This window comes from Fictibacillus sp. BK138 (assembly GCF_004216955.1).
GTDB lineage: Bacteria > Bacillota > Bacilli > Bacillales > Fictibacillaceae > Fictibacillus.
This window is the reverse complement of record NZ_SGXL01000001.1, coordinates 2288852-2305689: the sequence shown is the minus strand read 5'-3', so window position 1 is coordinate 2305689 and position 16838 is coordinate 2288852. Positions and strand designations below refer to the sequence as shown.

Annotated in this window: 13 protein-coding genes; 10 read left to right on the top strand and 3 right to left on the bottom strand. The window is 40.1% G+C overall.

Annotated elements, in window-relative coordinates; all coding sequences use genetic code 11:
- Positions 1-11: 11 nt before the first annotated feature.
- The 4 genes from EV282_RS11440 to EV282_RS11425 are packed head-to-tail and all read left to right on the top strand — an operon-like array spanning position 12 to position 3103.
- Positions 12-1253, top strand: coding sequence for a 2,3-diketo-5-methylthiopentyl-1-phosphate enolase (locus tag EV282_RS11440; RefSeq protein WP_130295933.1), 1242 nt, complete (start codon positions 12-14; stop codon positions 1251-1253).
- Positions 1250-1915 (top strand): 2-hydroxy-3-keto-5-methylthiopentenyl-1-phosphate phosphatase, encoded by a 666-nt coding sequence (locus EV282_RS11435; RefSeq protein WP_130295932.1) that lies wholly within the window; start codon positions 1250-1252, stop codon positions 1913-1915. The genes EV282_RS11440 and EV282_RS11435 overlap by 4 nt, the downstream gene beginning before the upstream one ends.
- Entirely contained in the window at positions 1912-2589 is a 678-nt protein-coding gene (locus EV282_RS11430; protein WP_130295931.1) for a methylthioribulose 1-phosphate dehydratase, read from the top strand. Before EV282_RS11435 ends, EV282_RS11430 begins: the two co-directional genes overlap by 4 nt.
- Positions 2567-3103, top strand: coding sequence for a 1,2-dihydroxy-3-keto-5-methylthiopentene dioxygenase (locus EV282_RS11425; protein ID WP_130295930.1), 537 nt, complete (start codon positions 2567-2569; stop codon positions 3101-3103). Before EV282_RS11430 ends, EV282_RS11425 begins: the two co-directional genes overlap by 23 nt.
- Positions 3104-3349: 246 nt before the next feature.
- Here EV282_RS11425 and EV282_RS11420 read toward each other — a convergent pair whose 3' ends face one another.
- Positions 3350-4444: an AI-2E family transporter gene (locus EV282_RS11420; RefSeq protein ID WP_130295929.1), complete on the bottom strand. Its 1095-nt coding sequence runs from the start codon at positions 4442-4444 to the stop codon at positions 3350-3352.
- A gap of 157 nt (positions 4445-4601) precedes the next feature.
- Here EV282_RS11420 and asnB point away from each other — a divergent pair, with 157 nt between their 5' ends.
- A complete protein-coding gene (gene asnB / locus EV282_RS11415) occupies positions 4602-6449 on the top strand; it encodes an asparagine synthase (glutamine-hydrolyzing) (protein ID WP_130295928.1) in 1848 nt (615 codons plus the stop codon).
- 221 nt (positions 6450-6670) lie between these two features.
- Here the strand turns inward: asnB and EV282_RS11410 are convergent, their stop codons facing one another.
- Together EV282_RS11410 and EV282_RS11405 are read right to left on the bottom strand one after the other, a co-directional pair.
- Positions 6671-8029, bottom strand: a complete 1359-nt coding sequence (locus EV282_RS11410; RefSeq protein WP_130295927.1) for an MATE family efflux transporter — start codon at positions 8027-8029, stop codon at positions 6671-6673.
- Between the two features lie 102 nt (positions 8030-8131).
- Positions 8132-9856, bottom strand: a complete 1725-nt coding sequence (locus tag EV282_RS11405) for a glycoside hydrolase family 13 protein (protein WP_130295926.1) — start codon at positions 9854-9856, stop codon at positions 8132-8134.
- 519 nt (positions 9857-10375) lie between these two features.
- Here EV282_RS11405 and EV282_RS11400 point away from each other — a divergent pair.
- From EV282_RS11400 to EV282_RS11380, 5 genes are all read left to right on the top strand, one after another.
- Positions 10376-11641, top strand: coding sequence for an extracellular solute-binding protein (locus EV282_RS11400; RefSeq protein WP_130295925.1), 1266 nt, complete (start codon positions 10376-10378; stop codon positions 11639-11641).
- 153 nt (positions 11642-11794) lie between these two features.
- Positions 11795-13057, top strand: a complete 1263-nt coding sequence (locus EV282_RS11395) for a sugar ABC transporter permease (protein WP_165389432.1) — start codon at positions 11795-11797, stop codon at positions 13055-13057.
- 1 nt (position 13058) lies between these two features.
- The gene (locus EV282_RS11390) at positions 13059-13895 is read left to right on the top strand and encodes a sugar ABC transporter permease (RefSeq protein WP_066246030.1); all 837 of its coding nucleotides are present in this window, start codon (positions 13059-13061) and stop codon (positions 13893-13895) included.
- A 26-nt stretch (positions 13896-13921) separates the two neighbouring features.
- Positions 13922-15448, top strand: coding sequence for an alpha-amylase family glycosyl hydrolase (locus EV282_RS11385; protein WP_130295924.1), 1527 nt, complete (start codon positions 13922-13924; stop codon positions 15446-15448).
- Between the two features lie 338 nt (positions 15449-15786).
- Positions 15787-16809, top strand: coding sequence for a LacI family DNA-binding transcriptional regulator (locus EV282_RS11380; RefSeq protein ID WP_130295923.1), 1023 nt, complete (start codon positions 15787-15789; stop codon positions 16807-16809).
- The last annotated feature ends 29 nt before the right edge of the window (positions 16810-16838 follow it).

Below are 16838 nucleotides of genomic sequence, written 5' to 3'. Positions count from 1 at the left end.
TTTTTCAAGGTATGGGAAAAGTAACTGCGACCTATTCGGTTCATGACAAAAAAGGAAATTTAAATAAAAAAGCGGAAGGCATTGCACTGGGATTGACAGTAGGATCTTGGACGGATCTGCCGTTGCTTGAGCAAGAACAGCTTCGCAAACATAAAGGTGTTGTAGAAAGCGTCGTTGAATTGGAGCGTGACGATGCAGCTGATCGGTTCTTAGGAAGTCAGCGTACGAGAGGATTGCTGAAGATCTCTTATCCTTCTGCAAATTTTTCTAACGATATTCCAGCGATTTTAACGACTGTATTCGGCAAACTGTCTCTTGATGGAGAGATTAAGCTCGTAGATTTGGAGTTTGATAAGCAGCTTGAATCGAGTTTTCCAGGACCGAAGTACGGAATATCTGGAATACGTGAGATTCTAGGCGTCCATAACCGTCCGCTCGTGATGAGTATTTTTAAAGGAGTACTGGGTAAAGATCTCACATTCTTTAAACAGCAGCTTCATGAACAGGCGCTCGGCGGCGTCGACCTTGTGAAGGATGATGAGATTCTTTTTGATAATCCGCTTACACCTTTTAATGACCGCATTAAAGCTGCCAAAGAAGTACTGCAGCAGGTGGAAGATCGAACTGGTGAAAAAACGCTGTACGCTGTGAACTTAACAGGGAGAACAAGTGAACTGCGTGATAAAGCGAGGCGTGCTGCAGAATTAGGTGCAAATGCATTGCTGTTCAATGTGCTGTCATATGGACCTGATGTGCTTCAGGAGCTGTCAGAAGATAAAGAAGTACCTCTTCCAATCATGGCACATCCGGCGTTATCAGGAGCAATCGGTTCATCTTCTCTGTATGGAATCGGCTACTCGGTATTACTCGGAAAACTTTTACGCTATGCAGGAGCAGATCTGGTGCTGTTCCCATCACCATATGGAAGTGTAGCGCTAGATCGAAATGAAACACTAAACATTGCAGAAGCTTTAACGACAGAAGATATTGGGCTAAAAAAATCTTTCCCAGTACCATCAGCTGGAATTCATCCTGGATTAACGCCTGTATTGTTTAATGATTTTGGTTTGAATAGTGTTATCAATGCTGGTGGAGGGATTCACGGTCATCCTGACGGAGCTGCAGGCGGGGCACGAGCATTCCGTCAGGCTGTAGATGCAGCAGTTTTAGGAGAGGATCTTGAAAATTATGCCGAGAAACATCCTGAACTTCAAAAAGCTTTGGAGTTATGGGGCGGAGTGCCCGTCACATGACACGCAAAGTGATCTTCTGCGATTTCGACGGAACTGTGACGGAGAAAGACAACATTGTAGCCATTATGGAAGAGTTTGCTCCAGATGGTTGGCAGCCAATCGTAAACGATATTTTAAATGAAAAAATTTCAATTCGGGAAGGAGTAGGGAAGCTGTTCTCAATGATTCCTTCAGACAAGAAGGAAGAAATCATTGAGTTCGTTCTAACCCGTTCCAAAATCCGAGATGGCTTTCAAGAATTTATCGATTTTACGAAGCAGGAAAACATTCCGCTTTATATCGTTAGCGGAGGCATTGATTTTTTTGTTCATCCAGTGCTTAAGGATAAACTGAACCCTGAACAAATCATCTGCAATCATAGTGATTTTTCCGATGAACAAATTAAAATTACATGGCCAAACAAATGTGATGAACTTTGCCAGAATGATTGCGGTTGCTGCAAGCCTTCGTTTATCAGAAAGGTAGATAATCAGTTTTCAGATTATCAAAAAATAGTCATCGGTGATTCCATTACAGATCTTCAAGCATCTAAGCTTGCTGATGTGGTTTTTGCAAGAGACTATTTAATTGAAAAATGTGAAGAAAACAATATTCGATATACACCTTTTAAGTCATTCTTTGATGTGATCCATGCATTGGAAAAAGAGGAGGTAAGAAGTTGACGATACATGAACAACGATGGAACGAACTGGCCGATGTGAAAGAAGAATTAGCTGCAAGAAACTGGTTTCCTGGAACCAGTGGAAACGTATCAATAAAAGTTGAAGAGAACCCGGTTACCTTTTATGTCTCTGCAAGCGGCAAAGATAAAACGAAGCGTACATCAGAAGATTTTTTACTTGTTGATGGAGAAGGGAATGCAGTCGAGCAGACCTCGCTTAAAGCTTCTGCAGAAACCGGCATTCACTGTGAAGTATATCGTTTAACAGATGCAGGCTGCTGTCTGCACGTTCATACCGTCGACAACAACTTGATCTCCGAGCTGTATGGAAACGAAGGCGAAATCACATTTCAAAGACAAGAACTTATTAAAGCATTTGGTATATGGGAAGAAGACGGAAGTATATCAGTGCCGATCGTTGAGAACTATGCAGATTTGACGAAGCTTTCTAAAGCCGTTGCAGATGTAATTAAACCGGATACGAAAGCAGTGCTGATCCGCAATCACGGAATCACAGTTTGGGGAAAGAATGCATTTGAAGCGAAAAAGCATCTTGAAGCATTTGAGTTTCTTTTTTCTTATCATTTAAAACTTCAAACATTATCTTTTTTAAGCAATAAAACAAAAAATAAATCATTTGGGGGCGTCAAACATGGCACAATTAAGATTTCATGACAACAACGAGAGAATCGAAAACCAAAGTGAAGTAGAAGCATACTTAAATTCACAGGAAGTCATCTATGAAAAATGGGACATCGAAAAACTCCCTCAAAACCTTCGTGAAAACTATTCATTAACGGATGAAGAAAAAGAAGAAGTACTTCAGACGTTCCAAAGTGAAATTAATGATATTTCAGAGCGCCGAGGCTACGTAACATCAGACGTTATCTCATTGTCTGATGAAACACCAAACCTCGATGAACTATTGAAGAATTTCTTAGCTGAACACCATCACACAGATGATGAAGTGCGGTTTATTGTATCTGGTCATGGAATCTTTGCAATCGAAGGACCGAACGGCAGATTCTTTGATGTAGAGCTAGAGCCTGGCGATCTAATATCTGTCCCAGAAAATTACCGTCATTACTTTACACTGCAGGAAGATCGAAAGGTAGTAGCTGTACGAATCTTCAAATCAAAAGAGGGCTGGGTGCCGATTTACGATAAAGAACCTCAGGAAGCAAAATAACTTAATAAAAACACACCATTCAAGATGAGATGGTGTGTTTTTTCTATGTTTGGTGTTAGCAGAAGTGAGATGATGCGCGTTCGAGAGGTTTTATGCGCGCTTAGGAAGACTTATGTGCGTCCGGGAAAATTTATGCGTGCTCGAGAAAGATTTATGCTCCCCGAAAAGATTTAAACAGTTAAACAAACACTATCCAAGAATTACCAGATACAAAAAAGAGCACCCGGACCCAACCGGTGCTCTTTCTCATCCCTCTATCTTCTTTTCTCTTCTTAAGTTAATCAATCTGTACGTATGCAGTACGATTACTTTTAATACCGCATAGACAGGAACCGCTAAGATTAAACCGAGCAGTCCGCCAAGACTTCCTGCAACGAGCAAGATGGAAATGATCGTAAGCGGATGAATATCAAGCTTTTTACCCATAACTTGCGGCGAGATGACATTTCCTTCGATCTGCTGTGCAATAACCATGACAACAAGCACTTTGATGACCATAGCAGGTGAATCAACTACTGCAACAATCAACGCAGGTACAACTCCGATAATCGGCCCCAAGAAAGGTATCACGTTCGTAAACATGGCAATGATAGCAAGAATCAGCGAATACTCGATACCAATGATTAAGTATCCGATATAAAGCATCGTTCCTACACATACACTGACCAAAATCTGTCCCTGAATATATGAGCTTAGCGCGATATCCATATCTTTTAAAATTTTTGTGCCGTTATTACGCTGTTTTTCAGGAAGTGTCTGCAGCACCATCTGAGGTGCTTTTTCCCCTTCTTTTAGCATGTAGTAAAGAATAAATGGTACGGTCACGAAAATCATGATGATATTGGTAATGATTCCGATAAAGTTCGCAATGTTCGTTCCAATCGTTTGAACACTATTTGATAAGTAAGCTGTAACTTTATCAGAGATTTCTTTCACATCAAATTGTTCACTTTCCTGGAATCGGTTCACCCATTCGTTCTGCTGCAGATCGTTAAGCTTTGAACGAATCGCATCAATTAACGCTGGTGTGTTCTCTACCAGGTTGCTGACCTGTCTTTGCAATACAGGACCGATGGAATAGAACAATAGTACAAACAATCCTATTGCAAGTAAGTAAATTAACAAGATCGATAATACCTTAGGAACATTGCGTTTATGTAAAAACTGAACAACGGGTCTAAACAAATAGTACAACACTCCGCCTAACAAGAAAGGGAAAAAGAGTGTTTGTACAAGAACAACAATCGGTCTGAAAATAAAATCAATCTTTGTTCCTATTAAAATAATGAGAAAAATGAGGAGCAATCCGTAAGCGATACGAAAAAACTTCGACTGTGGCATTCAATGATCACCTTTATCTTCTGAAATATAGATTCATTATAAACAAATTGGAAGAACTTGCACAAATATTTCATAACACCCGTACAAGGATAAAAGCATATGTTAAGTATTGGGCATACGCACTATACTCGGAGTTTGCATAGAAAGGATGAAACCAATGTGCGGAATAACAGGTTGGGCAGATTGGAATCGAAACCTCATCAATGAAAAAAATGTACTGTTAAAAATGGCCACAACTTTATCCAAAAGAGGACCTGATGCATTGAATGTCTGGAGCACAACACATGCAGGATTTGGTCACGCCCGGCTTGCTGTAGTCGATATTGAAGGCGGCGTACAGCCGATGAGCAGAAAAAAGAACAACAACAATTATACACTTTGCTATAACGGAGAACTTTACAACACAGAGGACATTCGAAAAGAGCTCTTGCAGCGAGGTTACACATTTGAAGGACATTCTGATACAGAAGTTCTCCTCGTTTCATATATAGAGTGGGGAGAAGCCTGCATCGAAAAGTTTAACGGGATTTTTGCCTTCGGAATATGGGATGAAGAGAAGGAGAGTTTGTTTGTCGCAAGAGATCGTTTAGGTGTTAAACCATTCTTTTATTCTGAAAAAGGGGGCCGTTTTCTTTTTGGATCAGAACTGAAAGCTATTCTGGCTCATCCTGAGATGAAGGCAGAGGTTGACCGGGAAGGACTTCAAGAAGTATTTGGCCTCGGTCCATCTAGAACACCAGGTAACGGGGTGTATAAAGGAATTAAAGAGCTTCGACCGGCACATGCAGCGACCTACACAAAGAATGGATTGAAGATCTGGCGTTATTGGAACGTGGAGAGCAAACCTCACGAGCATTCGCTCGAAGAAACGATTGAGAACGTTGGGACGCTTGTAAAAGATGCTGTAACCCGTCAGCTTGTAGCCGACGTACCAGTTTGTACCTTTTTATCAGGTGGTTTGGATTCAAGTGCGATCACTGCAATCGCGTCCAAGTATTTTAAGGAAGAAAACAAAGGCGAACTTCACACGTTCAGTATTGATTATGAAGACAATGACAAGTATTTTAAAGCTAGCGATTACCAGCCAAATTCAGATGGTTTCTGGATTAATAAAATGATAGAAGCAACAGGATCTACCCATCATAGCTGTGTGATAGATAACGAACTATTAATCAACCATTTGCGGGAAGCTGTCACGGTGCGAGATCTTCCGGGAATGGCAGATGTGGATTCATCACTACTGTGGTTCTGCCGGCAGATTAAGCCGCAGTCTACAGTTGCTCTGTCAGGTGAATGTGCAGATGAAATTTTTGGTGGATATCCATGGTTTCATAAGGAAGAACTCATGAACCGTGATATGTTTCCTTGGATGCGCTCAACAAAAGCTAGGCAGAATCTTCTTCAGGATTCATGGGCAGAAAAACTGAATCTCGCATCCTATGTCCAGCAAAGATATGAAGAAACAATAAAAGAAACACCTGTCCTTGAAGGAGAAACGAGAGTAGAAGCGAGAAGAAGAGAAATTTTTTATTTAAATATGCTATGGTTTATGACTACACTTCTTGACCGTAAGGATCGCATGAGTATGGGAGCAAGTTTAGAAGTGAGGGTGCCTTTTGCTGATCATAGAATCGTAGAGTATGCATGGAATATCCCTTGGGAAATGAAGATGCTTGCTGGAAGAGAGAAGGGGATTCTTAGAAAAGCTTTAACCGGTATGCTACCCGATGACGTGTTATATCGAAAGAAAAGTCCATATCCGAAAACCTTTCACCCCGAGTATACGGACGGCGTAAAAGACTGGCTGCAATGTATTGTAAATAAAAAGAATTCACCGCTTTTTGAAGTGCTGAACCGAGAGAAAGTACAGAAAATCATTGATACGAACGGGGAAACATTTAAAGAACCTTGGTTCGGACAGTTGATGACGGGTCCACAGCTTATGGCCCATTTGGCTCAGATCGATAGCTGGCTGAGTGATTATAATGTAAACATCATAGATTAATAAAAAAAAGCGGGCAAACTCAGAAACCTATATTGAGTGACCGCTTTTTTTATATTTGTATTCGTATGAAAGACAGAATCAGCTTACTGTCCGTGTGGAATATTCATGATAAAATAATCCCACGGAAAATCGGTTTTATCCCACGTTAATTTTTCCCACGAAAAGTGGAGAAAATCCCACGGAAAATAACTTTAATCCCACGATAAGTTCTTTCCACCATTTTAAGCAGTAGCTTCCTTCGTGTTCACCATATATTTCTTCTGCCATTTTCGTTTCTTCCATCTTGCCAGCATGAAGAGACCTCGTAGCCATTCATCCGCAATAAAGGCGATCCAAATACCTGCCAATCCAAGTTCAAAGACAATCCCAAGGAGGTAGGCGAGGGTTACACTTACACCCCACATTGATATAACACCCATCACAACCGGGAACTTAACATCACCTGCAGCTCTTAAGCTTGAAATAATAACAAGATTAAACGAGCGGCCGGGTTCCAGTAAAAGAGTCAAATACAACAATATCGTTCCATCTCTTATTATCTCCGGATTATCAGTGAAAATGGAAAGGAGAGGTTTTGCGAAAAGAGAAGCAACTCCAGCCATTAAAAAACTGATGATCATAGCGTACGTCTGGCTTTTTATACACGTTTTATAAGCAGAGTCATATGATTTCGCACCTATCATATGGCCAATTAAGATTTGTGTCCCCTGACCGATTGCAACAGCGAAAAGGAAGATAAACATCATAATGTTAAACGTATACACCTTTGTAGTAAGGGCGGAAGTCCCGAGCAGTGTAATGAAAAAAGTAATCACCATTTGAGAACCGCTGTACGAAAGGTGTTCACCTGCAGATGGAAGTCCAATTTTCAATACGCTTTTTATATGAAGAGGAATCAGCTTGATTGAACTTGCAAAAGGCAGCGGAATAGAAGAGCGTTTAAATAATAGATACAAAATGACAACCAATCCTAAAAAACGGCTGAAAACAGTAGAGATGGCGACACCTTCAACACCAAGAACAGGGAATCCAAATGCTCCAAAAATGAATAAGTAGTTTCCGATCACATTTAAGATATTCATCCCGATCGTTACATACATCGCATCCTTCGTGAACCCGTAGCTTCGAATAGCCGCACCAATGGTCATAATGACAGATTGGATAAAAGAAAAACCGCCTACGATCAGAAGATAGCTGTTCGCCTCTTTCATCAATTCGTGCGGAGTATTCATCCACTTTAGGAAAGTGTCACCCCAAATAAACAATGCTGCGCTTAACAGCAATCCGAAAAATAAATTAGCCATGATCGAAACAACCGCAACTTCGGCTGCCGTTTTTTCAAGCTTCGCACCTATCGCTTGTGCAATGACCACACTGGCCCCAGTGGCAACAAAACCGAACATAACAATTACGACTGATAACAGCTGATTTGTCAGACCGACAGCTGCGACCGAGTGATCTGAATATTGGCTCAGCATAAGGGTATCAGCGTTTCCCATCAGCATGTGAAGCAAAATCTCTATAAAAATGGGCCATGTTATGGCAAAAAGGGAAAGCTTAGCGGCTTTACTTCCATTCATGTACATCCCTCTCCATCTATGTGTTTAGAATATTTTCCTATTGTAGCAGAAAATTGAACGCGTGAAAGAAAATCCCCTTACATTTTTAGTAAGGGGACGGCTTTATTTCTTTTTATACATGCTGAAGCCATAAGGCATCATTTCTTCAGATGCATCATTTCCGAAAAGTAACTCATAGCCTTCTGGGACAATAAATGCTTTCTCAACAGGTTGATCTCCAGCGTTTAAAAGAATCATGATACTATCATCATAAGAAGATTTTTCATAAACGAGTGTTTTGTCATTTGCCGAGATGAATGACAGCTTTCCTTCATTCGCTAAAACGTTGTGTTCTTTGCGAAGAGAAAGGAGGGACTGAATATGATTAAATAAATCTAGATCTTGTTTTTCTTCATCCCACTCCATACATTTTCTGCACCCAGGATCTATCTCCCCAGTCATTCCTATTTCGTCTCCATAATAAATACAAGGAGTACCTTTAAAAGTCAGCATAAGAAGGAAGAGGAGTTTCATTTTGTCTTTATTGCCTTCACAGAAGTTTAAAACACGTTTAGTATCATGTGAGCCAAGAAGGTTAAATGCCGCTTCATTTACATTTTCCGGATACATATGCATGACAGCGGTAATTTTTTCAGCAAACACTTTGGCATCAATTGTCTCTTTTGCAACAAATTCAAGAGCAGCATTTGTAAAAGGATAGTTCATCACTGCGTCGAACTGATCTCCTTGAAGCCAGTCCATCGAATCATGCCAGATTTCTCCTAAAATATATGCTTCAGGTTTAGCACTCTTTACCGCCGTTCTAAACTCTCTCCAGAAGGAGTGGTCTACTTCGTTAGCTACATCGAGTCTCCAGCCATCGATATCGAACTCTTCAATCCAATACCGTGCTACCTTCAGCAGATATTCGCGAACTTCAGGGTTTTCGGTATTCAGCTTAGGCATCGTTTTTTCAAAAGCAAATGTATCATAATTTGGACGCGGTTCTGTCACGATTGGGAATTCTCTTAGGTGAAACCAATTCTTATAGCGGGATTTCTCTTCATTCTTAAGAACATCCTGAAATGGTTCAAAATAATATCCACTATGATTAAAAACGGCGTCGAGCATCACCTTAATGCCATTCTCATGACAAACTTTCACGAGTTTTTTAAATGTTTCCTTGTCACCAAATTGAGGATCGATTTCCAAATAATCGATCGTATCGTATTTGTGATTAGACTTTGCCTTGAAAATGGGGGTGAAATAGATGCCTGTTATACCTAGTTTAACAAGATGATCGATGTGATCGATCACACCTTGAAAATCCCCGCCAAAGAAGTTGTTCAACTTTGGCTCCTCGCTGCCCCAAGCTACTGCACCTTCTGGATCATTACTTGTGTCACCATTCGCAAAACGTTCAGGGAATATCTGATACCAGACTGTATCCTTTACCCAGGACGGAGCACGAAACACATCAATCGCATTTAAAAAAGGAAAACAGAAGTAATAGGCAGTATCATCAAACGGTGCTTCCTCATAAAACCCTTTTTCTGTATACACGACAGTCTCATCACCACTTGAAATTTCAAAGCCATAACGCAATCTGCGAAAAGGCGGCTGAATCTCGATAAGGTAATAATCAAACCATTCATCTGTTCCGCTTAGAGTCATAGGTGAAGAAGAAGTTTGCCAGCCTTCTTTCGTCCAGTCGTACGGATCTCCATAAATTAACGAAACTTTATCAGCATCTCCTTTTTTTGTGCGTAGACGGATATGAAGAGTCTTTTCATCATAAGCATACGCATAATTGTTTCCTGCTCTGTGGTAGATCGCTTCTTTTAACATATCTTTTCTCCCTTCATTTTATAAAAGATTGTCGTTTTAGATTTCTGAAAACATCATTGTCAAGTTGATTGGAGCAGAAGGTGCGAGACTCCTGGGGGATCAGCGGGACAGGTGAGACTCCTAACGGCGCAAAGCGCAGAGGAGGCTCACCGCACGCCACCCGGAAAGCGAGCACCTGGAGCGGAAATCAACCACAATAACAACATTGATTACGAAAAAAGGGCACAACCTATAAACTACCTAGGTTGTACCCCCTAAAACTGTACATTGCCTTCATATTGTTGAAAGTAGTATAAACCGCTAACAACATGTAAATCAAGCAAAATGAAAGCGAATCCAAAAAAAAATAAAAAACTATTGTAAAAATTTAAAGCCGAGGTATAATGAAATTGAGCAGGTAATGCAATCGTTTTCATAAACGACAAAAAAGTACATAATTCAACAGAGTTATATTTTTTTGTCAGTCTGTGCAAACGTTTGTATGCTTTGAATTTTTATATCTTATGGGGGGTACAATTCATGAAAAAGTTATTAGCATTGCCTTTAACTTTTGCTCTAGCTGCAAGTGCTCTAGCTGCTTGCGGACCGCAAGAAGACAGCACTTCAACTGGCGGTAAGAAAGAAAAGGCGGCAGACAAGCCTGAAAAATTAGTGATCTGGGAAGACCAAGAAAAAGGTACTGGTACTCAAGACGCTATCAAAAAGTTTGAAGAGAAATACGGTATCAAAGTTGAGATGAAAGAAATCCCAATGCTTGACCAGCAAGAAAAGCTTCGTCTTGATGGACCAGCTAAAAAAGGACCAGACGTTATCACAACTCCACATGACCGTATTGGACCTTTAGCAATTGAAGGATTAATTGCACCAATCGAAGTTTCTGATGATGTTACAAAGCTTTACACTGAATCTTCAATTAACGCATTAACATATGACGGAAACCTTTATGGTCTTCCAAAGTCTACTGAAACACCAGTTTTCATTTATAACAAAAAGCAAATGCCTGAAGCACCAGAATCTTTAGACGATGTACTTGCTTTCTCTAAAGGTGACAAAGGTGGAGCACAATACGGGTTCCTAGCAAACTGGACTGACTTCTACTTTGCAAACGGTGTTCTTTCTGGATATGGCAGCTATGTATTTAAAGACGACAACGGTACTCTAGATCCACAAGACCTTGGTCTTGCTAATGAAGGTGCTGTAGAAGGATTAAGTTACATCACTAGCTGGTACAAGGATGGATTATTCCCTAAAGGTATCATTGGTGAAAAAGCAGGACAAACAATCGACGGACTTTTCCAAGAAGGTAAAGTTGCTTCTGTCATGAACGGTCCTTGGTCATTCCAAGGCTACAAAGATGCTGGTATCGATATCGGTGTTGCGCCAATGCCTAAGCTTCCAAACGGTGAGTATGTAAAAACATTCATCGGAGTTAAAGGTTACAATGTAAGCCAATTCTCTGAAAACAAAGAGTGGGCTTCAAAGCTTGTTGAGTTTATCACAAACGAAGAGAATGCTAAGACTCGTTTCGAGAAAACAGCAGAAATCCCTCCAGTTGTATCTCTTATGGAGGACCCAATCATTGCAGACAACGAAGCAGCTAAAGCTGTAGCTGTTCAATCAGAACGTGGAGTTCCAATGCCGAACATTCCTGAAATGGCAGAAGTTTGGGCTCCAGCTGCAAACGCACTTCAATTATCTGCAACTGGTAAGTCTGAGCCAAAAGCTGCTCTAGACAGTGCAGTAAAAACAATTGGGCAAAACATTAAAGCAAACCACAGCAAGTAATAAATAATTAGAGGAAAGCGGTACCCAAAACTCTCGGGTACTGCTTTCTCTAACTATTGTGTTTGTTGGAAAGATTTTGCTTATGAATGGGTCCTAAGATCTTTCGAACAAAACACAAAACAGTTAGTGGGCAAATGAAAGGGGAACCCTGTAATGACACATCGTAAGACGGCAGCTCTGCTGTCCATCATTCCAGGAATGGGGCAATTTTATAACAAACAATTTGTTAAAGGTTTTGCATTCTTAATTTTAGCAGCATGTTATTTTATTGCGTTTCTGGATTTTCTAAATATTGGACTTTGGGGAATTGTAACTCTTGGTACTGAAGTGCCGCGCGATCACTCCATTTTCTTACTAGTAAACGGGGTTATATCCATACTCGTTGTAGGGATCGGATTAGGTTTTTATTCTTTTAACATTTATGATGCTTTCCAGAATGGGAAAAAGCGTGATAACGGCTTGAAACTAAGCACGCTGAAAGAGCAATATCATAATGTAGTCGATAAAGGATTCCCATACTTAATGGTTGGTCCTGGATTCCTATTATTAATCTTCGTAGTCATTTTTCCTATTATTTTTATGTTGCTACTTGCCTTTACGAACTATAACCTATATAACTCTCCACCAGCAAAACTAGTGGATTGGGTAGGATTTAAGAACTTTATTGAGATATTCTCATTAGATATTTGGCGTGAAACATTCATATCTGTATTTGCATGGACGATCATCTGGACTTTCACTGCAACAACGCTCCAAGTATCGGTAGGTATTTTCTTAGCGGTGGTTTTAAACCAAAAGGAAATCAAGTTTAAAGGCCTTATTAGAACACTCTTGATCTTGCCATGGGCAGTACCGGCATTCGTATCTATTTTAATTTTTTCAGGATTGTTTAATGACACATTTGGGGCGATTAACCAATCTATTTTAGCACCATTTGGAATCGATTCCATACCTTGGATGACAGATCCTTTTTACACAAAGATCGCTTTAATCTTTATTCAATCATGGCTAGGTTTCCCGTTCATCATGGCGATGACGACTGGTGTACTTCAATCTATTCCTGGTGAATTGTATGAAGCAGCAACAGTAGATGGCGCATCGAACTTGGATAAGTTCCGCAAAATCACTCTGCCAATGATTCTATTTACAACAGCACCAATCTTGATTACACAATACACGTTTAACTTTAATAACTTTAACGTTATCTATCTCTTTAACAACGGTGGTCCTGCAGTAGCTGATCAAAATGCAGGAGGAACAGATATCCTTATCTCATGGATCTATAACTTAACGATGACTTCAGCTCAATATAGTAAAGCTGCAGCTGTAACGGTTTTACTATCGTTAATTATCGTTTCACTTGCCCTGTGGCAGTTTAGAAAAACGAAATCATTTAAGGACGAAGGAATGATTTAATATGAGTATAAAAACAGCAAGAAGAATTCGTTTAACTCTGTCCTATCTAGTATTATTGTCGGCTATTGCAATTGTTATCTATCCGATTCTCTGGGTTATTGGATCTTCCTTCAACCCAGGTAACACTTTATCGAGCTCAACGATCATTCCTGAGAATGCAACATTGACTCATTATAAAAAGCTTTTCGCTGAAACGGACTACCTGATTTGGTACTGGAACACGCTGAAAATTTGCTTTATAACGATGGTCCTTTCTGTAATCTTTATTGGCCTTACAGCTTATGCATTTTCAAGATACAAGTTTGTCGGACGTAAGAACGGACTTCTGCTTTTCTTGATTTTGCAGATGATTCCACAATTCGTAGCAATCTTGGCAATCTATATCCTTGCATACCAAGTAGGTTTGCTTGATACACACTTTGCATTAATTCTTGTTTACGTGGGTGGATTAATTCCGATGAACACGTACTTAGCGAAAAACTATTATGATACGATTCCAAAAGAATTAGATGAATCTGCACGTATTGATGGTGCTGGACACTTCCGTATCTTTTGGCAGATCATTCTTCCGCTATCAAAACCAATTCTTGCGGTAATTGCACTCTTTAGTTTCATCTCACCGTTCGCTGATTTTATCTTAGCGTCTATTCTAATCAGTTCTGATGAAAAGATGACGCTTGCGGTTGGTTTGTTTAATATGATTAAGAATGAATTTGGAAACAGCTTTACACTTTTTGCAGCAGGTTCTGTTTTAGTAGCAATTCCGATTGGTCTGCTTTTCTTATCACTGCAGCGTTACTTCATCTCTGGATTAACAGCAGGCGGAACAAAAGGTTAAAAAGTATGCAATCAGGAGGAACGGCGATGGGCAAAAGATTTATTTTCTTGGCTATGTCGTTTCTTCTTTTTTTATCTGTTCAAAATAAAGCGCTTGCAGAAAAAAAGGAAGAGCGGTCATGGAAAGACGAAACCATCTATTTTATTATGGTAGACCGGTTTCATAATGGTGATAAAAAGAATGATTTTGAAGTGGATCCATCAGACCCTGCAGCCTACCATGGCGGAGATTTTAAAGGGATTACTGAAAAGCTTGATTATCTCAAAAACCTTGGTGTAACAGCCATTTGGATGACTCCCGTTGTAAAAAATGAGGAACGAGGCTATCATGGCTATTGGACAGAAGATTTTTATGAAACCGAAGAACATTTTGGAACAAAGGAAGAACTGAAGCAACTTGTAAAGGAAGCCCATGATCGTGATATTAAAGTAATATTGGATCTGGTTGTAAATCATACAGGCTACAAACATGCTTGGCAGAATGACCCTGTAAAAAAAGACTGGTTTCATCCGCAGGTAGAGATCAGCAATTGGGACAATCAGCAAAATGTAGAGAACGGATGGCTAGCAGGATTGCCGGATTTAAATACAGAAAATCCTGAAACGAGAAACTACCTGCTGGACATGGCTGAATATTGGATAAAAGAAACTGATATTGACGGCTATAGACTAGATACGGTAAAGCATGTTCCAAAAGATTTCTGGATAGAGTTTTCCGAAAGAGTAAATGAAGCAAAGTCTGATTTTTATTTGATCGGTGAAGTATGGCACAACGATCCTCGGTATATTGCAGAGTATAACAAAGCGGGGATTCAGTCCTTTGTAGATTATCCTTTTTTTAATGAGATGGTGAGGATTTTCAGACAAAGTGGCCAATCTCTTTCAGAACTGCACTCTGTGTGGGAGAGAAACAAATACTATTACGAAGATCCCTACATGTTAGGCAATTTCATCGATAATCATGACAACATCCGTTTTGTAAGAGAATCGCTTCTCAAACAAGAAGATCCCGAGAAAAGACTTAAGATGGCTTTGACCTATCTTTATACCGCTCCAGGAATTCCAATTATATATCAAGGCACAGAACATATGATGGACGGTGCGAAGGATCCTGACAACCGTCGTATGATGGACTTCAGGCAGAACAAAAAGATGGAAAAATTCACAGCGAATCTTGGCAGTTTGAGACAAAAGCATCCATCACTTCGCCGCGGAGATTTTTCCATGATAAAAGATGACGGAGCAAAAGCAGTATTTAAGAGAAAGTATAAAGATGAAACGATCTTTATTGTATATAACAACGATAAAAAAGATTCGGAGATCACTTTTAAAGATAAGGATTTAAAGGGGCAAAAGCTTGTTGATCTATTAAACGAAGAAGAATCAAAAGTAGACGGTGACAAGGTGAAACTTCAAGTAAAAGGAGAGACGGCACATATTTTCCTTATACAGAAAGATACTTCACATCCTTATCTCTACGCTGCAATAGCAGCAGGTGCTATTCTAGTTTTCTTGGTATTTGGATTCTTATTTAAAAGACGAAAGAAATTATAGAATTCTTTGATCTCTTAAGAAGCATCTCTTGCCTTAGGGTTATTTTCATTCTCTTCATTGTCAAGTTGAATGGAGCGCAAGGTGCGAGACTCCAGTGGGATGAGTGGGACAGGTGAGACTCCTAACAGCGCAGAGCGCTAGGAGGCTCACCGCACACCCCACGGAAAGCGAGCACCTGGAGCGGAAGTCAACTACTCACAAGAGCTACAAAGAAAACAGCCCAATATAGAAACTTGACCAAGAATCATATATCTTTTTTCCTAAGGATTCTATACAATTATGTTGGATTAAGAAAGCGTATACAGCCAGAGTATTAGTCTGAAAGGAGGACTCCCATTATGTCAGTTACCATTAAAGATGTAGCGAAATTAGCAGATGTTGCTCCTTCAACGGTATCAAGGGTTATTGCTAACAACCCCCGAATATCTGAAAAAACAAAACGAAAAGTGAAAGAAGCAATGGATTACCTTGGCTATCATCCTAACTTTAATGCAAGAAGCTTAGCTAACCGCAGCACTCAGGCAATCGGACTCGTTATGCCGAGTTCTGCAGATAAAGCTTTCCAAAACCCATTCTTTCCCGAAGTGATCAGAGGAATCAGCACGATGGCGCACGAGCAGGAGTATGCGCTATATATGTCCACTGGGAAAACGGAGGATGAAATATTTGATGGTGTTGTCCGAATGGTGCAGGGAAGGCGTGTTGACGGTATCGTGATGCTGTATTCCCGAGTAGACGATCGAATCATGTGTTATTTGCAAGAACAGAATTTTCCTTTTACCGTAATCGGAAAGCCTTTTAAGAATGCAGAAACGATAACACATATCGATAACGACAACTTCAGAGCAGGTCAGGAAATGACAGAGCATCTGCTTTCCCTCGGACATGAACGAATCGGTTTTGTTGGAGGGGACTTAAATCTCGTCGTAACGATCGACCGGTTATTAGGTTATGAAAAAGCGATACGTAATGCAGGGCTGCCTCATAAGGATGAATACATCGTACACGAGGAGTTCTTAAAAGAAGGCGGGCAGGAAGCGGTAAAAGAACTTCTGGCATTGCAAAATCCGCCAACGGCATTGCTTGTGATGGATGATCTTATGTCTTTCGGTGTATTAAGTACATTAAATGATTTAGGATTAAGTGTTCCCGAGGATATTTCCTTACTTAGCTTTAACAACGTGATGCTGTCAGAACTTTCATCACCAGCATTAACTTCTGTTGATATTAATATTTTTCAGCTCGGTTATGAAGCAGCAAAAGGATTGCTGGAATGTATTCAGACACCAGGAAAACCAGCAAAACGGGTTGCAGTGCCATTCGAGCTCGTTGAAAGACAATCTTGTAAAAAAGTGAATTAGCTTTTAAAAAAGCCTCTATCTGATGGATT